Here is a 17,821-nt window from a genome sequence, read left to right as displayed (position 1 = left end):
CTGGCGCAGAACTCTCTCTAATCATCTTGCGCAGGCGGTTTCGGCAGCTCCTGGCGCAAACCAGGCAAGTCCTGATCCTTGGGCGGGCCTGGCACCGGCATCGGCGGCAACAGTGGCGCGCCCGGCGTGCTGTCGTAGGCCTTGGGTGGCGTGCTCGGGGTAATCTGCGGGTAAGGCGTGGGCGTCGGCGTGCCGGGTGCACCAGGCACCGGGGTACTGAGCCGGGGTGGCGTGCTCGCCGCTTCAGCCAGGGGCATGGCGGCGACAAGCAGCGCGGCGAGGATCGCGTGGAACATCAGCAACCTCCTGTCGGGAACCTCTGTACAGGCTACGCCGATATTCGAGTTTTCGCCTGTCCGCCTGCCCCGCAAGCGCGCTAGACTCAAGGGCATAACCGTCACCTGCCTGATCAGAACAAAGGAAACACCATGAGTTCGGCTTCCACCTCCGCCGCCACCGCCCGCCTCGACCGCATCCTCGCCGACGCCAAGCGCGACAAGGAGATGGGCTACCGCGACAAAGCCCTGAGAATGTACCCGCACGTGTGCGGCCGCTGCGCCCGCGAGTTCGCCGGCAAGCGCCTGAGCGAGCTGACCGTGCACCACCGTGACCATAACCACGACAACAACCCGCAGGACGGCTCCAACTGGGAGCTGCTGTGCCTGTACTGCCACGACAACGAACACTCGCGCTACACCGACCAGCAGTACTTCAGCGAAGGCTCGACCAGCACCCCGAGCATCGCCAAGGCCACCCACAACCCGTTCGCCGGGCTGGCGGGCATGCTGAAAAAAGACTGACCGTCACGACTCCTGTCGGTGCAAAACCCCGCTGCTGCCGGCAAGCCCGTATAATCGCGCTCTTTTTTCGAGAAGGGCCCCGGCACGTGGCAAACAAACGGTACAGCTGCATCGGCCTGTTCAACCCCAAGTCTGCGGAGAACGTCGGTTCGGTGATGCGCGCAGCGGGTTGCTACGGCGTCAACTCGGTGTTCTACACCGGCAAGCGCTACGAGCGCGCACGTGACTTCGTCACCGACACCAAGCGGGTGCACTACGACATACCGCTGATCGGCATCGACGACCTGCAGCGCATCATTCCCCTGGGCTGCACGCCGGTGGCGGTGGAGCTGGTGGACGGTGCACGGCCGCTGCCGGAATACACCCACCCGGACCGGGCGATCTATATCTTTGGGCCTGAGGATGGCTCGTTGAGCGAGGCAGTGCGCGGGTGGTGCGAAGAGACCATCTACATCCCCACCGAAGGCTGCATGAACCTGGCAGCGACGGTGAACGTGGTGCTGTATGACCGCATGGCCAAGGGCTTGAATACCCGATCTGGGCCCAAATTCAAATAAAAAGGCCGCCTTGCGTTGGCAGGGCCGGCCTCTTCGCGGGTAAACCCGCTCCCACAGGGAACTCACAGACTTCAAGGCTTGTGCAGTTCCTGTGGGAGCGGGTTTACCCGCGAAGAGGCCGGCCCTGCCATCGCAAGACGGCCGGCTGGTGCTGAGCTCCGTCAGAACAGCACCGGTCTTGCTCAGGTCACGAAGCGTTGATCCAGATGGTCTTCAGCTCCGTGTACTGGTCGTGGGCCCAGATGGACTTGTCGCGCCCACCGAAGCCAGACTCCTTGTAGCCACCGAACGGCGTCGTCACATCACCTTCACCGAAGCAGTTGACCGTCACCACGCCCGCACGGATTTCACGCGACAGGCGCAGCGCATTGCGCAGGCTGCCGGTGTAAGCCGAAGCGGCCAGGCCGCAAACGGTGTCGTTGGCCAACTCGATGGCCTCATCCAGGATTTCGAAGCGGGTCACGCGCAGCACCGGCCCAACGATTTCCTCGACGAACAATTTGTTGTCGCGGCCAACGTTGTCGACGATGGTCGGCTGCACGAACACACCTTCCTCGGTCTCGCCCCCCTGAACGATGCTGAGTTTCTGCTCGGCAGCGTATTCCAGATACGACTTCACCTTCTCGAAGTGCGACTTGCTGACCATCGCTTCCAGGCGGTTTTCCCGGGCCGAGCGGATCGCCCAGCTTCCAGTCCTTCAAGTTCGTCCACCACCGCGCCCGGGGCCAGTTCCATGCTGAGGATCCGGCGACGCAGCGCGTCTGGAGGCCAACCGCGCGCCACGCTGTCGATCTTCGTGATCGTTTCGGTGATGCCCTTGAACGATCCGCGATGTTGCGTGCCGCGCTTGAAGCCTTGCGCCTGCAGATTGCCGGCGCCACTCGCGCTTGTCATGGTCATCCTGATCCCTGCTGTTGTTCTTTTGTGGAGGGGGACGTGAAGCTCCTGGATCGAAACCCAGCGTGGATGAGCTTCGCGCGGGGACCAGTTAATCCTGCATGAGCAAGCTTCAGTTGCCCGTATCCACCCAGCAATTGACCGGACCAGACATCGATACGCACGCAAGGCCCATGGCAGAGCCTTCGCGACCGCCCGGCACGGCGAATGAACGCTGGCTGCCGTGGTCGGGTCACTTGCTTACATTCCACAAGGAGGGCTTGCCATGCTCGATATCCATTCCGCCGCGGGGTCGCGGGAGCACAATGTCCATGGCCTGGAACGCGCCGGCTCACTGGCCGGCGGTGCACTGATGTTCAGCAAGGGGCTGCGCCACGGCGGCCTGATCGGGCTGTTGCAGATGGTGGTGGGCGGCCTGGCGGTGGCCCGTGGGGTCAGCGGGCATTGTTCGACCAAGGCCTGGTGGCTGAGGCATCGGCAGGAGTATCAGCGCTTGCGCTCGGATATACAGCGCAGTGCGGCGGAGCTTGAGGTGCTCAGGGCGAGTGCCGAGGCGGCTACCCGTGGGGTAACCGTGACCGGGAAAGATCCGTTGACTGGCAGCTGAGTCTTGTGATGCTTGTGCCGGCCTCTTCGCGGGTAAACCCGCTCCCACAGGTTCACAACAGATTTCAAGAACTGTTGGGGTCACTGTGGGAGCGGGTTTACCCGCGAAGAGGCCAGTGCAGGCTAGCGCAGGGCCTTGCTCTGCAGGACGTCGGAGCGACGCCCCAGCACGTTTTCGCTGATCTGCACGAACTCTTCGGTGCTCACGCTGGGCAGGCGCATCAGTGCCCGGGTGACGTCGTCCAGCGAGCGCTTGGCCTGGGTATGGATGCGGATTTCCTTGTCCAGCGCCTGCAGCAACATCACCCCACGGGCCACTTGCGCGGGGCTTGCGTGCTCGGCACGCAGTTGGGTGACCTTACCGCCCTGCTTCTGCAAGCGAGCCTGCCATACCTCGTAACGGTCGTCGCTGATGCCTCCGGCACGGCGCAACAGCTCGGTGGCGTAGTATTCGGTCAGGCCCTGGCCCAGCCAGTCGCTGTTGTCTCGCACACGAATCTGCGCAAACAGCTGGACCAGCTCGCGCAGCAGCGGGCTGCTGCCACGCTCGCTGACCATCGGCCGGCTGCTATGCAGGTAGATCGAACCATCGGCCGCCGTCGCCCCGCGCCACATGCCATCGCGGGCGCCAACCAGCAGCAGCTTGGCCGGGTTGCGCGGGAACACCGCCTGCAGCTGCGGCCAGACGAAGGTCAGCAGGGTCAGGCTGTCCATCCGCCGCATGCCCTGCCCCACTGGCGCGGCCACGGTCACCTCGGTCTCGCCCAGGCGGGCACGGCGGCTGCCAAGGTCGCCCGCCAGCATCCAGCCGGTCGGGCGGTCGAACAGGCGGGACACGTTGTCGATACGGAACTTGTCCTTGCCGATGCGTGGCCAGGCCGTTTCGATGCTCTTCCAGCCTTCTGGCAAGTCGACGGTCAGGCGCGCCACCAGCTCGGTACCGTCCTGCTGGTCGAGGCGCGCAGGCGGCACCAGCTGATCGCCGAGGAACAGCGCCCAATGCGAGGTGATGCGCGTGGAGTAGGCGCCGCTGCGCAGCTTCTGGTCCAGCTTTACCCGGTAGCTGAGGCTGGTCTTGCCCGTCGCCGGGTGCCATACCCCACGCTCGCCCTGCTGCTGCCACTGGCCATCGGCCTGGAAGCCACTGTAGGCGCCAGCCTTGCCCAAGTCGAAATCCAGGCTGCGCACGGCACTGCCTTCAGCCAGGGTCAGGCGCACTTCGGCCTGGCCATTGGCAGGCAGCAGACGCACCTGGTAATCGAGGTCGACTTTTTTCGCCCAGGCCGGCGAACAGGCCACCAGCCCGAGGAGCAACAACAACTGGCAACGCATGGCGAAACTCCTTGTTCCTCAGAGGCGACAGGGTGCGTGCGCCCTTCAGCTGGCGCGGAAAATCAAGTGGTCTTCCCAGTCGTCTTCATCCACATCATGTTCACTGAGCATACGCCCCGATTGCGATATGCGCTGTTCATGCACCTGCTTGCGGTCACCGCAGACCAGATGGTGCCACTCTGGCAGGTCCTTGCCCTCGCTGACCAGGCGGTAACCACAGGTACCAGGCAACCATTTGAACTGGTCGGCCTTGCCCGGGGTGAGCTGGATGCAGTCCGGCACATGGGCGAAGCGGTTGGGGTAGTCACTGCACTGGCAGGTATCGAGGTCGAGCAGCTTGCAGGCGATGCGCGTGTAATAGACGCTGTTGTCGTCTTCGTCCTCGAGCTTTTGCAGGCAACACAGGCCACAGCCGTCACACAGCGACTCCCACTCTTGCGGGCTGAGTTGTTCGAGGGTCTTGCGCCGCCAGAACGGCGCGCTGTCAGCGATCATCACACGGGTTTCCTGCATTCATCTTCAGGCCGCGGCGCGCGGCGGCGCCAGTCTAGAGCCTGGCCTTCGGCAACGCCAGACCGCTTGTCAGTGCCAGGCGGACGCAGTAGCGTGCGTGCTTTGCCATCCACTTGCAGGAGCCACCATGAGCGCCACCCCCCGCATTGCCGATTACGCCATCAACGAGCAGTTCATCAACCGCTGGTCGCCGCGCGCCTTCACCGCCGAACCGATCAGCGAAGATACCTTGCTGAGCTTCCTCGAAGCGGCACGCTGGGCGCCATCGGCCTACAACTCTCAGCCTTGGCGCTTCCTTTATGCACGCCGCGACACGCCGAACTGGGAACGCTACCTGAGCCTGCTGGTGCCGTTCAACCGCAGCTGGGCACAGCAGGCGTCGGCGCTGGTGCTGATCATTTCCAAGACCACCTTCGCCGCGCCAGGTGCCAGCGAAGAAAAGCCGGCACTGTGGCACACCTTCGATACCGGTTCCGCTTGGGGCCACCTGGCGCTGCAGGCCAGCATCAGCGGCTGGCACACCCATGGCATGGCCGGGTTCGACCAGGCATTGGCGCGCCAGGCGCTGAAGATTCCTGAAGGCTATGAGCTGCATGCCATGGTGGCGATCGGCAAGCTGGGCGACAAGGCAAGCCTGGACGAAGCGCTGCAGGCGCGCGAATTGCCGAGCCCGCGCCGGCCGCTGAGCGAGTTGGCAGCTGAGGGTGATTTCAGCCTGTAATCCTTGTGTTGATTGGACTGGCGCCTTCGCGGGCAAGCCCGCGAAGAGGCCAGTACAGGCCAAGAAGTCAGTAGCCCCGGGCGAAGTCGACTTCCCCGCGCAACCCCTGCCCCTCTGCATACGCCCGCACATTCTCGGCAAACAAACGCACCATCGCCGCCGGCGAGGTCGGCGCCGAACTGTGGCCGGTCAGCAACAACCCCCAGGCAGTCCAGAACGGATGCCGTTGCGGCAGCGGTTCCTGCCGGCACACGTCGATCACCGCTCCGGCCAGGTGCCCTTCCTTCAACGCCTCGACCAGGTCGGCATCGACCACCGCTGCGCCGCGTCCGGCATTGATGAACAGCGCTGTGGGCTGGAAGCACTGGAACAGTGCGGCGTCATACAGGTCATGGGTTGCCGGCGTATCCGGCAGCAGGTTGAGCACGTAGTCCACCTGCCCGACCATGCGCGGCAAATCCGCAAGCCCGGCAACCTCGACGAACGGCGCCTGCTCGCGGGCACTGCTGGCGATACCGTAGAGGGTCACCCCAAACGGCACGAGAAACTCCGCCACGCGCTGGCCGATATCGCCGGTGCCGACGATCAGCACCTTGCGCCCCTCCAGGGTGCGCCCCGGGCGGTCATCCCAGCGTCGCTCGACCTGGCTGACCAGGCGCGACAGCACTTCGCGCTCGTGGCCAAGCATGTAGGTCAGCATGTACTCGGCCATCACCTGGCCGAAGATGCCCACGGCGCGGGTCAGGCGGTAATCACGCGGCAGGCCCTCGGCCAGCAACGGCGTGATGCCGGCCCAGGTCGATTGCATCCACGCCGGCTTGTGGCCTTGGCGCAGCAGGCTCGCCAGCAAATCCGGCTGGCCCAGCCAGACCGGGCACTGCGGCGCCTGGCGGGCCAGTTCGGCGGAGTCGTCGCTGGTCAGGATTTCCACTTCAGGCACGGCTTGGCACAATAACTCGGCGTATCGAGCATGATCATGCTCAGCGATCAGTACGCGCATGATCAGACCGGGTCGTTACGGCGCAGCAGCTCTTCGGGCAAGTGCTCGATGTACTCGTCCTCGGCAGGCGGCATCTGCAGGTGATAGCCCTGGCTCTCGAGGTTTTCCAGCACCTTGGTGATGTCTTCGCGGGCCAGCTGGCGCTCGGGGGTCAACACCAGGTCGAAGGCGTGCACAGGCTTGCCAAAGAATGGCAGCAGCGCCTCTGGCACGCGTTCCAGGCCTTCGGCCTTGAGTACGTAGAGGTACATTTCGTTCTTGCGTGGGCTCTTGTAGATCGAGCAGATACGTTTCATTGCTTGTCTCCGGCGCCTGCAAGGTCGTCCAGCAGGGCCTGGCCCATCCGCTCACGGCGCCAGCCGCGCAGCGAATCGGGCAGTTGGTAGGGGCCATTGGGGTAGCCGCTCTTGAGCAGGGCTTCCAGGGCTTTCTTGCGCAGCATCAGCTCGGGGGCGATCCCCAGGCGCTCGCCTTCGGCCTGGCCGATGGCGCGCAGGCGCTTGAGGATACCGGCGGCCTCGATCGGCAGCGGCTCAGGCAGCGGCTGTGGCCATTGCTCGGGCGGCAGGTTGCCGGCGCGCTTGATCAGCTCGAGCAGGTAGGCGCCGTCCTGCCGGATGGTGCGCGGGTGCATTTCTTCGATCTTGGCCAGGGCCGAAAGGTTGTCTGGCTGGCTCTTGGCCATGGGCCAAAGCGAGTGTTCCTTGAGGATGCGATTGCGCGGCACGTCGCGGCTGCGCGCTTCACGCTCGCGCCAGGCGCACAGCTCGCGCAGCACCGCCAGTTGCTGGCGGCTCAGCTTCCAGGCGAGCTTCACGTCGCGATACAGGGTCTGGGGTTCGACCTCACGGCGAAGCGCAGCCACCAGCTCGGCGCCATCGTCCAGCACCCAGGCGTACTTGTCGCCGGACAGGCGTGGCTGCAGGGCAGCGAACAGCTCGGCCAGGTGCACGGCATCTTCGGCAGCGTAGCTGACCTGGGTTTCAGACAGCGGGCGCTGCAACCAGTCAGAGCGGGTTTCGCCCTTGGGCAGCTCGATGCCCAGCACTTCCTGCACCAGGCGCGAGTAACCCATGGAGAAACCGAGGTTCAGGTAGCCGGCCGCCAGCTGGGTGTCGAACAACGGTTGCGGCAGCTTGCCGGTCAGGCGCAGCAGCACTTCAAGGTCTTCGCTGCAGGCGTGCAGCACCTTGACCACGCTGCTGTCGTCGAGCAGTTCGCCCAGCGGCTGCCAGTCGCCGATCAGCAACGGATCGATGAGGAAAGCCCGCTGCCCGTCACCGACCTGGACCAGGCCGGCTTTCGGGTAGAAGGTGTCGACCCGCATGAATTCGGTGTCGAGCGCCACGAAGGGCAGTTCGCGCCACTTGCGGCATTGTTCGGCCAGGGTCTGGTCGTCACGGATCCAGTGAATTTCGATGGCCACAAGGCTCTCCCACAAACATTGGCGCGCAGTATATACGGCGCGGGCCCTGCTGGTGAAACCTGCGCCATCCCTGGTTTAGATGAACGGCCTCAGCGCTGGGCGGTCAACCACGGCCGGCAGCTGGCAAACATGTCCAGCGACTGCTGGTAGAGCTCGGTGCGCACCTGCAGCAGGCCCAGCATCGAGTGGAACAGGTTGTCCTGCGACAGCGGTGCATCGCTGAGCTTGGCCAGGCAGTCGGTGTCGAGGCCGAAGTCCTCCTTGTAGCTGTCGGAGAACCAGGTCAGCAACGGCACATGCTTCTGTTGTTCCGGGGCAATGGCATACGGGGTGCCGTGCAGGAACAGGTTGTACTCGCCCAGCGACTCGCCATGGTCCGACAGGTAGATCATTGCGGTGTCGACCTTGTCCTGCTTGCTGCGCAGGGTATCGATCAGCGAGGACAACACCTTGTCAGTGTAGGCCAGGGTGTTGTCGTAGCCGTTGATGATTTCCTGCTCGCTGCACTGGTTCAGCGCGTTGCTCTGGCACACCGGGGTGAAGCGCTCGCCGTCTTTGGGGTAGCGCTTGAAGTACTCGGGGCCGTGGCTGCCCATCTGGTGCAGCACCAGCACGGTGTCCTTGTCGAGGTTGTCGATCAGCTCGCCCAGGCCTTGCAACAGGATTTCGTCATGGCATTCGCCGTTGGCGCACAGCTGCGGGACTTTGAGGTTGCTGACGTCGATGAACTGCACGCGGTCGCAGGTGCCCTTGCAGCCCGACTGGTTGTCGCGCCACTGCACGGCCAGGCCGGCACGCTGGAGGATGTCCAGCAGCCCTTCGCGGTTCTTCGCCACACGGGCGTCGTATTCCTTGCGTTTCATGCCAGAGAACATGCAGGGCACCGAGACGGCGGTTTCGGTACCGCAGGAATGCACATCGGAGAAGCTCAGCAAGCCCTGTTGCCTGGCAAGGTTCGGGGTGGTATCGCGGTCATAGCCCAGCACGCCGAAGTGATCGGCCCGCGCACTTTCACCCACCACCAGCACGGTCAGCGACTTGCGCGCGTGCTTCTGCCAGGCCACATCGCGCTTGGCATCTTCGCCATAACTCTGGAACGGCCGCGCTGCAGTACCGACGCGCTCGTTGACGTAACCGATGGTCGCGCCGACGACATTGCTCGGGGTGAGCATCAGGCGCAGTTCGTGATGGTTGCGAAACAGCGACGACAGCCCTTGATAGTTGATCAGTGCCACCGAGCCCAAGGCCACCACGCAGGCACCGCTGACCACCAGCTTGCCCAGCAATTCGCGGTGCCACGGGCGGTAGGCGATCTGCGCTTTCCACAGCACTATCGAGGGCAATACGCCGAGCAACAGAATATACGCGGCGAACTTGAACGACATCAGATCGCGCACTTCCGTAACATTGGTCTCGGCCATGTTACGGAACATGCCGGCATCAATAAGTACGCCGTACTGGTTCATGAAGTAAGCGGCACTTGCGCCACTCAAGAACAACACGATCAAGAGCGGCTTCAATACATAACGGAAGGCGAACAGCGTCAATACCAGGTTGAACGCGAACAGTATCAGCACGGCGAACGCCAGGCTCAGCCAAAGCCCTGAAAGCCCTGCGGGTACCACCTCTTGCAGGTGCTCCCAGAGGTATATGTTGAGACCAACCAGCAGGTAAACGCTGGCCAACAGCGTGACCCATTCAGTCCGCAGGGATTTGAAGTTGAGCATCGGCATTCGCAATCAAGAGTCATTATCAACCCTCAGGCCTTTATGGCACTGTGGGAAAGTCGCGAAACTCTAGAAAGCGCACCATCAATTTTTCGTGAAAAAGACGGTAACAATTTCGTAAGCCGATGCCTTTTTTTTCATTAAATTAATGTCATTCAGCGCTCGTTCAGCCAGGCAGACGCAGCTTGGCATAGGGTTCGCGGTCAATGTCGAGCACCTCGACACACAGCTGGATGTCCACGCCGGCCTGAGCCGGGATGGCTTCGCGCAATACTTCGAGCAAGCTGCCGGACAACTGCTGCTTCACCTCCGGCGAGCGGCCACTGAGTATCGCCAGGCGCACATGGGCGAAGGCCCGCTCACCCGGAGCGGTACCCACCCGGTAATGCCTGAAGGCCTCAGCCCGGCTTTTGATGTCGGCCTCATCGGCAAACTGGCCACTGCCGACCAGGGCATGGTTCAGGCGCAGCAGAAGCACATCGACATTCAGCGCGCGCAGGTTGTCGCTGTATTCCAGGTTCAGGTGAGGCATGGCGCAGGTTCCAGGCACGGGAAGGAATGCGACAGCCTACCCCAGTCCCCCACCTGCGCAAAGGCGGCTATCCTCAAAGGTCAGGACCTTACCGACAACCCTGACAGAGGTGAAGAAATGCCCGTTCCGCATGATCTGCTCGCTGACCTGCACATTACCGCTGACGCATTCCAGGCACTCATTGACAAGGATCAGGACCTTCACAAGCTGCACAAGGAATACAACACCAAGGACAAGGAAGTGCTGGCCGCCGAGGCCAATGGCACCAACGACGAGGCGGTCAACCGCCTGCGCAAGGAAAGGCTGCTGCTCAAGGACAAGATCGAGCGGATCATCCATCCGCCCAAGGCCTGACAACCCTTAATTGAATTTACCGGCCTCTTCGCGGCTAAAGCCGCTCCTACAGGATCTGCGCATAACCTGTAGGAGCGGCTTCAGCCGCGAAAGGGCCAGCAGCCCTTACACCGCAGCCGAAGCCTTCAACGCGCCATCCAGGTCTTCGATCAGGTCGCGGTAATCCTCGATCCCCACCGACAGCCGCAGCAGGTTCTCGCTGATCCCCATCTCGCCCTTCTGCGCCGGGCTCAACGAGTTGTGCGACATGCTCCAGGAGTGGTTGATCATGCTCTCCACCCCGCCCAGCGAGTCGGCCAGCACGAAGATCTGCAAGGCCTCGACCAGGCGGTTGAGCGCTGCGCGGTCGGCACCCTTGACCTTCATCGCCACCACTGCCCCACCTGCACGCATCTGGCGCTTGCACAACGCATGTTGCGGATGGCTTTCCAAGCCCGGGTAATATACCTGCTCGACCTGCGGGTGACCCTCGAGGAAGCGCGCCACCTGCAGCGCGTTGGCGCACTGGCGCTCCATGCGCACATCCAGGGTCTTCAGCCCGCGCAATGCCAGGTAGCAGTCGAACGGCCCCTGGATCGCCCCGACCGCCATGCTGATCTTGCGCAGCCGCGCCAGCAGTTGGTCGTTGGCTGCGACCACAACGCCCCCAGTGAGATCGGAATGGCCGCCGATGTACTTGCTCGCCGAGTGCATCACCAGGTCCACGCCCAGGGTGATCGGCCGCTGGTTCCACGGCGAGCAGAACGTGTTGTCGATACAGGTGAGGATGCCGCGGGCACGGGCCAGGTCGCAGACCGCCTTGATATCCACAAGGTGCAGCAGCGGGTTGGTCGGTGACTCGATCCAGATCAGCTGGGTCTCGGGCTTGATCGCCGCTGCCACCGCCTCGATGTCATTGAGGTCGACATAAGTAGTGGTCAGGCCCGATGTGCGCCCGCGGTAGTCTTCGAGGATGCGGAAGGTGCCGCCGTAAACGCCATTCATCACCACCACGTGGGCGTCCTTGGGCAGTAGTTCCAGCACCGTGGCGGTGGCATTCACACCCGAGGCACAGGCCACCGCACCAACACCCTCCTCCAGCGCGGCAACACAGCTTTCATAGGCATGCCGAGTGGGGTTGCCAACACGGCTATAGGCATATTCGGGGTTATCGTCGAGGCTACGCTTGATATAGGAACTGGCGGTGTAGATGGGCGGGAAGATGGCGTTATCGGCAACACTGGACTGCTCGCCGGCGTGGATGGCACGGGTGGCGAAATTACGCGGCTTGTCGGACATGGTCGGGCCCATTGGCAGGATTCAAGCCTGCAACTATGGCAACAACCTGACGCGGCGGCAATGCCAGGCCCGTACAGGAAATTTTCCTAGCCCTGGGGTAATCTGGGGAAAATTTTTCTCGATGGTTTGCCCCTGCCATGGACAGTTTCGACCAACACATCCTCACCCTGCTGCAACGCGACGCCTCGATCTCGCTCAAGGACCTGGCCGAAGCGGTCAACCTGTCGACCACGCCATGCTGGAAGCGGGTCAAGCGCCTGGAGGAAGAAGGCTACATCCTCGGCCGTGTCGCCCTGCTCGACCCCGAGCGCCTGGGGCTGGGGCTGACCGTGTTCGTCCAGCTCAAGACCCAGCGCCACGACAGCGCCTGGCTGGAGCAGTTCGCGATGACGGTCAAGGGGTTCGAGGAGGTGATGGAGTTCTACCGGATGTCCGGGGACTGGGACTACATGCTGCGGGTGGTGGTCGGTGATATCGCCGCGTATGACCGCTTCTACAAGAAGCTGATCAACAGCACCGAGGGGCTGTCGAACATCACCTCCAGTTTTGCCATGGAGCAGATGAAATACACCACGGCCTTTCCAGTGCATAGATAGCCGGGGCTGCCTTGCAGCCCTTTCGCGACACAAGGCCGCTCCTACAGGGGAACGCGATTTCCTGTAGGAGCGGCCTTGTGTCGCGAAAGGGCCGCAAAGCGGCCCCTGGCAAATCCAAGTTAGTCAGACGCCAGCACCGCCTCGATCCGGTTCCCGGCCTTGGCCTTCTCCAGCTTGATCGCGATGAACTTGGAAGTCGGCGTGTAAGTCCCTTCGCCATAACTCTCCAGCGGCACCAGCGGGTTGGTTTCCGGGTAATACGCCGCTGCCTGGCCATCCGGAATGTCATAGGGCACCAGGCGGAAGCCCGACACACGCCGTTCCACGCCATCTTCCCACAGCGACACCAGGTCCACCTGCTCGCCCGGCTCGAAGCCCAGGCGGCGGATGTCCGCCTCACTGACGAACACCACCTCGCGCAGGCCGAATACCCCACGATAACGGTCATCGAGCCCGTACAGCGTGGTGTTGTACTGATCGTGCGAGCGCATGGTCTGCAGGATCAGGTCCGGCTTGTCGCCCCGCGCCAGCACCTTGGCATTGACCAGCTCTTCAGGCAGCGAGTGAGGCATGAATCGCGCCTTGCCGGTGGCCGTGCGGAAGTTGCGATCGGCCGCGTTGTTGCCCAGGTGGAAGCCACCGGGGTGCTGCAAGCGCTCGTTGAAATTGGCAAAGCCCGGGATAACGTCGGCGATCATGCTACGAATGCGATTGTAGTTGGCGACCGCGTATTCCCAGTCGATCGGCTGGTTGCCCAACGTGGCCTTGGCCATGCCGGCGATGATCCACGGCTCCGAGCGCATATGCGGCGAACGCGGGCGCAGCTGGCCATTAGAGATATGTACCATGCTGAACGTATCTTCCACGGTCACGCCTTGCGGCCCTTCGGCCTGCATGTCGATCTCGGTACGCCCCAGGCACGGCAGAATCAGCGCATCGCGGCCGGTAACCAGGTGCGAGCGGTTGAGCTTGGTGGAAATCTGCACCGTCAGCGCACAGTTGCGCAGCGCCGCGTGGGTGCGCGGGGTATCCGGCGTGGCTTGGGCGAAGTTGCCGCCCAGGGCGATGAACACCTTGGCCTGGCCCTCTTCCATGGCTTTGATCGCCAGCACCGCATTGTGCCCGTGGGCACGCGGCACCTGGAACTTGAAGCGTTTTTCGATGGCATCGAGCAGCGCTGCCTTGGGCTTCTCGTCGATGCCCATGGTGCGGTCACCCTGCACGTTACTGTGGCCACGCACCGGCGACAGGCCGGCACCGGGTTTGCCGACGTTGCCGCGCAGCAGCTGCAAGTTGACGATTTCCTGCACGGTCGGCACCGAATGACGATGCTGGGTGACCCCCATGGCCCAGCACATGATCACCCGCTCGGCCTTGCGATACATGCGCGCAGCCAGTTCGATCTCGGCCAGGGTCAGGCCCGACTGCTTGACGATGTGGTCCCACGACGTGGCATCCACCGCCGCCAGGTAATCATCGACACCACTGGTGTGCTCGGCGATGAAGGCATGGTCGAACACCGCCGGCTCGCCCTTGGCCTGGGCCTCACGCTCCCACTGCAAGAGGAACTTGGCGATACCGCGCATGGCCGCCATGTCGCCGCCCAGGGCCGGTCGGAAGTAGGCGCTGGTGGTCGGCTCGGAGCCGTTGCTGAGCATTTCGAACGGGTGCTGCGGGTGCTGGAAACGTTCCAGGCCACGCTCCTTGAGCGGGTTGAAGCACACCACCTGGGCACCCCGCTTGACCGCCTCGCGCAGTGGTTCGAGCATACGCGGGTGGTTGGTGCCAGGGTTCTGGCCGATGACGAAGATCGCATCGGCCAGCTCCAGGTCGTGGAACACCACGGTGCCCTTGCCCACCCCGAGGGTTTCCGACATACCGGTGCCGCTGGCTTCGTGGCACATGTTCGAGCAGTCGGGGAAGTTGTTGGTGCCGTAGGCGCGGACGAACAGCTGGTAGAGGAACGCCGCCTCGTTGCTGGCCCGGCCCGAGGTGTAGAACTCGGCCTGGTCAGGCGAATCCAGCGCGCGCAGGTGCTGGGCGACCAGCTCGAAGGCTTCTTGCCAGGTGGTTTCGACATAATGGTCGGTGGCCGCGTCGTAACGCATCGGGTGGGTCAAACGGCCTTGGTATTCTAGCCAGTAGTCGGTCTGGTCGAGCAGCGCGCTGACGCTGTACCTGGCGAAGAACGCCGGGTCCACCGAGCGGCCGGTGGCCTCCCAGTTCACCGCCTTGGCACCGTTCTCGCAAAACTTGACCATGTCGCTTTCCGGCGATTCGCCCCAGGCGCAGCCCGGGCAGTCGAAACCACCGTTCTGGTTGGTCTTGAGCATCGCCCGCAGGTTCTTGAAGGCGTTGTCGCTGCCCAGCCAGCTCTTGGTCACGCTTTTCAGCGCGCCCCAGCCAGCGGCGGGGCCTTTGTAGTCCCTGATGTGTTGGTCCTGGCTCATGCGATGCATCCTCACGCTTCGGTGCTTTTTTCCAGCCTATGGACCCCGTGATAGTGCCGTCCAATCGAAATGTCTTACCCCTTGATAGGCCATTTCGATCATGGCCTCAGACCGCATCGCGGCTTTCACGGGCAATCCCGCTCCCACTGGCACACCACTGCCCTCGGCCCCTGTTATTCCCCTGTGGCAGCGGGCTTGCCCGCGAAGGCCGCGACGCGATCCACCCCTTGAAATGCAAGGCCTGTAGCCGTGATAGAGGGCATTGATGAATCGGTCGGGGAAAGCAATTTGACGGGGCTGCCCACAGGCGATAGCTTGGATCCTGTAGCCCCCATTTCCTTTCGAGCGCCAACGTGGAACAGAACAGCCGGGCCCTGATCGACGGCTTCAACCGGAAAATCGACTACCTGCGGATGTCGGTCACAGACCGCTGCGACTTCCGTTGCGTGTACTGCATGGCCGAAGACATGCAGTTCCTGCCGCGCCAGCAGATCCTCAGCCTCGAAGAACTGTTCCAGGTAGCCGAGCGCTTCGTCGCCCTCGGCACCCGCAAGATCCGCCTGACCGGCGGCGAGCCACTGGTGCGCCAGGGCATCGTCGACCTGTGCGGGCGCATCGCCGCCCTGCCCGGCCTGCGCGAACTGTGCATGACCAGCAATGGCTCGCAGCTCGGGCGCCTGGCCCAGCCCCTTTTCGACGCCGGCGTCACGCGCCTGAACATCAGCCTCGACAGCCTTGATGCCGGGCGCTTCAAGCAGCTCACCCGCACCGGCGAACTTGACCAGGTAATCGCCGGCATCGATGCTGCACGCCAGGCCGGCTTCACGCGCACCAAGCTCAACTGCGTGGTGCTCAAGGGCCGCAACGACCACGAACTGGTCGACCTGGTGCGCTTCGCCATCGAGCGTGAGCTGGACATCACCTTCATCGAAGAGATGCCGCTGGGGGTGATCAGCGAGCATGAGCGCGGCGAGTCCTTCTGCTCCAGCGACGAAGTGCGCCAGCGCCTGGCCGAGCACTTCACCCTGATCGAATCCACCGAATCCTCCCAGGGCCCGGCGCGCTACTGGCGCCTGGCCGAAGCCGCGCACACCCGCGTCGGCTTCATCTCGCCGCACAGCCACAACTTCTGCGCCACCTGCAACCGCGTGCGCCTGACGGTCGAGGGCCGCTTGCTGCTGTGCCTGGGCAACGAACACTCGATGGACCTCAAGCAGGTACTGCGCGCCCACCCAGGCGATGCTGCAAGGCTGGAGAAGGCCATCCGCGACTCGCTGCACCTCAAGCCCTACCGCCACCATTTCGAAGTCGGCGGCGAGGTGCAGATCCTGCGCTTCATGAACATGACCGGCGGCTGAACGGCCGCCTCTGGATTTCCATGATCGTCCACCCCCGACCCGATGTGCTGCGCGTGCTGTTCACCCTCAAGGGGTCGATCGTCAAGCGCATTGCCCTGCGCTGCCTGATGGTCACCTTGCTGGCCGCGCTGATCGTACTGGTCGAGCGGCATTTCCCGGCATTCTTCTATCCGGTCAGCGCCACGCCGTTCACCCTGCTTGGCCTGTCGCTGTCGATCTTCATGAGCTTTCGCAACAACGCCTGCTACGACCGCTGGTGGGAGGGCCGCAAGGCCTGGGGCAAGCTGATCATCGAGACCCGCTCGTTCGTGCGTGAAAGCGGGGTGATCGCCGACGAGAAGCTACGCGCCGAGCTGTTGCGCAGCCTGTGCGGGTTTGCCCATGGGTTGAATGCGCGGCTGCGCAACGAAAGCGAAGTGGACGCCACCCGCCCCTGGCTGGATGGCACTGCCCCGGTGGCCGCGCACAACGTGTGCGATGGCATCCTGCGCACTATCGGTACGCGCTGTTCACAGCTGGCAGAACACGGGCAGATCAGCGAATGGCGCTATACCCTGCTGGAACAGCGCCTGGCCGGGCTGACCGAGGTGCAGGCCACCTGCGAGCGGATCAAAGGCTCGCCATTGCCGTTCCCCTACACGCTGCTGCTGCACCGCACCATCTACATCTTCTGCCTGCTGCTGCCATTTGCCCTGGCCGAGCCATTGGGCTGGCTGGCACCGCTGTTCACCACCATAGTCGGTTACACCTTCTTCGGCCTGGATGCGATCGGCAACGAGCTGGAGGATCCGTTCGGGCGGGATGAGAACGACCTGCCGATGGATGCGATGGTGCGCACGGTGGAACGGGATGTGCTGGGGGCCCTGGGAGTGGAGCCGCTGCCACCGGTGTTGCTGCCGGTGGACTTTGTATTGAACTGACGAATGGCTTTTTCTGTACTGGCCCTTTCGCGGGTAAACCCGCTCCCCCAGGTACAGCACAGGCCTCAGGTTGGGCGCAATTCCTGTGGGAGCGGGTTTACCCGCGAAAGGCCAGTGCAGGCTAACCGCGGCTTTCGCAGGCTTCGATGGGCTTCAGATGCTTGACGAAATTACAGGGCCGATGCCGCGCATCCAGCTGTTCCACCAGAATGCCTTCCCAGGCAGTGCGGCAAGCACCGGTCGAGCCGGGCAGGCAGCACACCAGGGTGCCGTTGGAAATCCCCGCCAGTGCCCTGCTCTGCACGGTCGAGCTGCCGATATCGAGAATGGACAAGGCGCGGAACAGTTCGCCAAAGCCATCGACGCTGCGCTCCAGCAGGCACTGCACTGCCTCCGGCGTGCTGTCACGCCCGGTAAAGCCGGTACCGCCGGTGATCAGCACCACCTGCACGTCGTCATCGGCGATCCAGGTCGCCACCTGGGCGCGGATCTTGTACAGGTCGTCCTTGAGCAGCGCCCGCGCCACCAGGCGATGGCCAACTTCCACCGAGCGGCTGGCCAGCAGCTCGCCGGAGGTGTCGTTGTCGTAGGTACGGGTGTCGCTGACGGTCAGCACGGCGATGTTCAGCGGTACGAAAACCGCATCGGGTTGGACGCGCACGGTGAAGCTCCTTGAATGGCATTGTCGTCACGCTAGAGGCAAGCCCGACAGGCGTCCAATCGAAAGGGCGAACCGGCCGATCAATGACATCTA

The 17,821-nt window shown here is 63.3% G+C and carries 19 protein-coding genes and 2 pseudogenes; 8 read left to right on the top strand and 13 right to left on the bottom strand.

Annotated features, from left to right (window positions below; all coding sequences use genetic code 11):
• Positions 1-17: 17 nt before the first annotated feature.
• Positions 18-296, bottom strand: coding sequence for a hypothetical protein (locus tag H040_RS05590; protein ID WP_027918661.1), 279 nt, complete (start codon positions 294-296; stop codon positions 18-20).
• Between the two features lie 132 nt (positions 297-428).
• Between H040_RS05590 and H040_RS05585 the strand changes: the two genes are divergently transcribed.
• Both H040_RS05585 and H040_RS05580 read left to right on the top strand, forming a co-directional pair.
• A complete protein-coding gene (locus H040_RS05585) occupies positions 429-800 on the top strand; it encodes a YajD family HNH nuclease (RefSeq protein ID WP_027918660.1) in 372 nt (123 codons plus the stop codon).
• An 86-nt stretch (positions 801-886) separates the two neighbouring features.
• Complete coding sequence (locus tag H040_RS05580) at positions 887-1,357, top strand: RNA methyltransferase (RefSeq protein WP_027918659.1); 471 nt, start codon at positions 887-889, stop codon at positions 1,355-1,357.
• Positions 1,358-1,544: 187 nt separating this feature from the next.
• Here H040_RS05580 and H040_RS05575 read toward each other — a convergent pair.
• Both H040_RS05575 and H040_RS28035 read right to left on the bottom strand, forming a co-directional pair.
• Positions 1,545-2,061, bottom strand: a pseudogene (locus H040_RS05575) (aldehyde dehydrogenase family protein); the annotation flags it as partial.
• Positions 2,024-2,170: pseudogene (locus tag H040_RS28035) on the bottom strand (hypothetical protein); the annotation flags it as partial. The pseudogenes H040_RS28035 and H040_RS05575, both read right to left, overlap by 38 nt.
• 349 nt (positions 2,171-2,519) lie before the next feature.
• Here H040_RS28035 and H040_RS05570 point away from each other — a divergent pair.
• Complete coding sequence (locus H040_RS05570) at positions 2,520-2,861, top strand: DUF2892 domain-containing protein (RefSeq protein ID WP_027918657.1); 342 nt, start codon at positions 2,520-2,522, stop codon at positions 2,859-2,861.
• Between the two features lie 122 nt (positions 2,862-2,983).
• Here H040_RS05570 and H040_RS05565 read toward each other — a convergent pair whose 3' ends face one another.
• On the bottom strand, positions 2,984-4,192 hold the full coding sequence (locus H040_RS05565; RefSeq protein WP_027918656.1) for a hypothetical protein: 1,209 nt from the start codon (positions 4,190-4,192) through the stop codon (positions 2,984-2,986).
• Positions 4,193-4,237: 45 nt separating this feature from the next.
• A complete protein-coding gene (locus H040_RS05560) occupies positions 4,238-4,687 on the bottom strand; it encodes a YcgN family cysteine cluster protein (protein ID WP_027918655.1) in 450 nt (149 codons plus the stop codon).
• 145 nt (positions 4,688-4,832) lie between these two features.
• Here H040_RS05560 and H040_RS05555 point away from each other — a divergent pair, with 145 nt between their 5' ends.
• Complete coding sequence (locus H040_RS05555) at positions 4,833-5,426, top strand: nitroreductase family protein (protein ID WP_027918654.1); 594 nt, start codon at positions 4,833-4,835, stop codon at positions 5,424-5,426.
• A gap of 67 nt (positions 5,427-5,493) precedes the next feature.
• Here the strand turns inward: H040_RS05555 and H040_RS05550 are convergent, their stop codons facing one another.
• The 5 genes from H040_RS05550 to H040_RS05530 form a co-directional block, all read right to left on the bottom strand.
• Positions 5,494-6,426, bottom strand: a complete 933-nt coding sequence (locus tag H040_RS05550; protein WP_027918653.1) for a D-2-hydroxyacid dehydrogenase — start codon at positions 6,424-6,426, stop codon at positions 5,494-5,496.
• A gap of 2 nt (positions 6,427-6,428) precedes the next feature.
• The gene (locus H040_RS05545; RefSeq protein ID WP_027918652.1) at positions 6,429-6,722 is read right to left on the bottom strand and encodes a YcgL domain-containing protein; all 294 of its coding nucleotides are present in this window, start codon (positions 6,720-6,722) and stop codon (positions 6,429-6,431) included.
• Complete coding sequence (rnd, locus tag H040_RS05540; protein ID WP_027918651.1) at positions 6,719-7,852, bottom strand: ribonuclease D; 1,134 nt, start codon at positions 7,850-7,852, stop codon at positions 6,719-6,721. The genes H040_RS05545 and rnd overlap by 4 nt, the downstream gene beginning before the upstream one ends.
• Before the next feature lie 89 nt (positions 7,853-7,941).
• Positions 7,942-9,579 (bottom strand): phosphoethanolamine transferase, encoded by a 1,638-nt coding sequence (locus H040_RS05535; protein WP_027918650.1) that lies wholly within the window; start codon positions 9,577-9,579, stop codon positions 7,942-7,944.
• Between the two features lie 166 nt (positions 9,580-9,745).
• The gene (locus tag H040_RS05530; RefSeq protein WP_027918649.1) at positions 9,746-10,111 is read right to left on the bottom strand and encodes a 5-carboxymethyl-2-hydroxymuconate Delta-isomerase; all 366 of its coding nucleotides are present in this window, start codon (positions 10,109-10,111) and stop codon (positions 9,746-9,748) included.
• A 117-nt stretch (positions 10,112-10,228) separates the two neighbouring features.
• Between H040_RS05530 and H040_RS05525 the strand changes: the two genes are divergently transcribed.
• Positions 10,229-10,465: a YdcH family protein gene (locus tag H040_RS05525; RefSeq protein WP_027918648.1), complete on the top strand. Its 237-nt coding sequence runs from the start codon at positions 10,229-10,231 to the stop codon at positions 10,463-10,465.
• 105 nt (positions 10,466-10,570) lie between these two features.
• Here the strand turns inward: H040_RS05525 and H040_RS05520 are convergent, their stop codons facing one another.
• Positions 10,571-11,755, bottom strand: a complete 1,185-nt coding sequence (locus tag H040_RS05520) for a trans-sulfuration enzyme family protein (protein WP_027918647.1) — start codon at positions 11,753-11,755, stop codon at positions 10,571-10,573.
• A 125-nt stretch (positions 11,756-11,880) separates the two neighbouring features.
• On the opposite strand from H040_RS05520, the gene H040_RS05515 reads away from it, so the two are divergent.
• Positions 11,881-12,339 (top strand): Lrp/AsnC family transcriptional regulator, encoded by a 459-nt coding sequence (locus tag H040_RS05515; protein ID WP_027918646.1) that lies wholly within the window; start codon positions 11,881-11,883, stop codon positions 12,337-12,339.
• A gap of 119 nt (positions 12,340-12,458) precedes the next feature.
• Here the strand turns inward: H040_RS05515 and H040_RS05510 are convergent, their stop codons facing one another.
• Complete coding sequence (locus H040_RS05510; RefSeq protein WP_027918645.1) at positions 12,459-14,789, bottom strand: FdhF/YdeP family oxidoreductase; 2,331 nt, start codon at positions 14,787-14,789, stop codon at positions 12,459-12,461.
• Positions 14,790-15,142: 353 nt separating this feature from the next.
• Here H040_RS05510 and moaA point away from each other — a divergent pair, with 353 nt between their 5' ends.
• Together moaA and H040_RS05500 are read left to right on the top strand one after the other, a co-directional pair.
• A complete protein-coding gene (gene moaA, locus H040_RS05505; protein ID WP_027918644.1) occupies positions 15,143-16,147 on the top strand; it encodes a GTP 3',8-cyclase MoaA in 1,005 nt (334 codons plus the stop codon).
• 20 nt (positions 16,148-16,167) lie between these two features.
• Positions 16,168-17,067 (top strand): bestrophin family protein, encoded by a 900-nt coding sequence (locus tag H040_RS05500; protein ID WP_027918643.1) that lies wholly within the window; start codon positions 16,168-16,170, stop codon positions 17,065-17,067.
• A gap of 121 nt (positions 17,068-17,188) precedes the next feature.
• Here the strand turns inward: H040_RS05500 and moaB are convergent, their stop codons facing one another.
• A complete protein-coding gene (moaB, locus tag H040_RS05495) occupies positions 17,189-17,728 on the bottom strand; it encodes a molybdenum cofactor biosynthesis protein B (protein WP_027918642.1) in 540 nt (179 codons plus the stop codon).
• Between the last annotated feature and the right edge of the window lie 93 nt (positions 17,729-17,821).

The sequence above is a fragment of the Pseudomonas sp. URMO17WK12:I7 genome, assembly GCF_003269045.1.
Classification (GTDB): domain Bacteria; phylum Pseudomonadota; class Gammaproteobacteria; order Pseudomonadales; family Pseudomonadaceae; genus Aquipseudomonas; species Aquipseudomonas putida_J.
Note: the sequence above shows the minus strand (reverse complement) of the source record. Positions and strands in the feature narration are given on the sequence as shown.

Bases quoted from the DNA above. Each gene is read 5' to 3' on its own strand.
- H040_RS05510 (WP_027918645.1), bottom strand. From the start codon at position 14,789: ATGAGCCAGGACCAACACATCAGGGACTACAAAGGCCCCGCCGCTGGC.
- H040_RS05570 (WP_027918657.1), top strand. From the start codon at position 2,520: ATGCTCGATATCCATTCCGCCGCGGGGTCGCGGGAGCACAATGTCCAT.
- H040_RS05525 (WP_027918648.1), top strand. From the start codon at position 10,229: ATGCCCGTTCCGCATGATCTGCTCGCTGACCTGCACATTACCGCTGAC.
- H040_RS05555 (WP_027918654.1), top strand. From the start codon at position 4,833: ATGAGCGCCACCCCCCGCATTGCCGATTACGCCATCAACGAGCAGTTC.
- H040_RS05545 (WP_027918652.1), bottom strand. From the start codon at position 6,722: ATGAAACGTATCTGCTCGATCTACAAGAGCCCACGCAAGAACGAAATG.
- H040_RS05550 (WP_027918653.1), bottom strand. From the start codon at position 6,426: ATGCGCGTACTGATCGCTGAGCATGATCATGCTCGATACGCCGAGTTA.
- H040_RS05560 (WP_027918655.1), bottom strand. From the start codon at position 4,687: ATGATCGCTGACAGCGCGCCGTTCTGGCGGCGCAAGACCCTCGAACAA.
- H040_RS05535 (WP_027918650.1), bottom strand. From the start codon at position 9,579: ATGCTCAACTTCAAATCCCTGCGGACTGAATGGGTCACGCTGTTGGCC.
- H040_RS05500 (WP_027918643.1), top strand. From the start codon at position 16,168: ATGATCGTCCACCCCCGACCCGATGTGCTGCGCGTGCTGTTCACCCTC.
- H040_RS05515 (WP_027918646.1), top strand. From the start codon at position 11,881: ATGGACAGTTTCGACCAACACATCCTCACCCTGCTGCAACGCGACGCC.
- H040_RS05590 (WP_027918661.1), bottom strand. From the start codon at position 296: ATGTTCCACGCGATCCTCGCCGCGCTGCTTGTCGCCGCCATGCCCCTG.
- H040_RS05565 (WP_027918656.1), bottom strand. From the start codon at position 4,192: ATGCGTTGCCAGTTGTTGTTGCTCCTCGGGCTGGTGGCCTGTTCGCCG.
- H040_RS05520 (WP_027918647.1), bottom strand. From the start codon at position 11,755: ATGGGCCCGACCATGTCCGACAAGCCGCGTAATTTCGCCACCCGTGCC.
- H040_RS05530 (WP_027918649.1), bottom strand. From the start codon at position 10,111: ATGCCTCACCTGAACCTGGAATACAGCGACAACCTGCGCGCGCTGAAT.
- H040_RS05585 (WP_027918660.1), top strand. From the start codon at position 429: ATGAGTTCGGCTTCCACCTCCGCCGCCACCGCCCGCCTCGACCGCATC.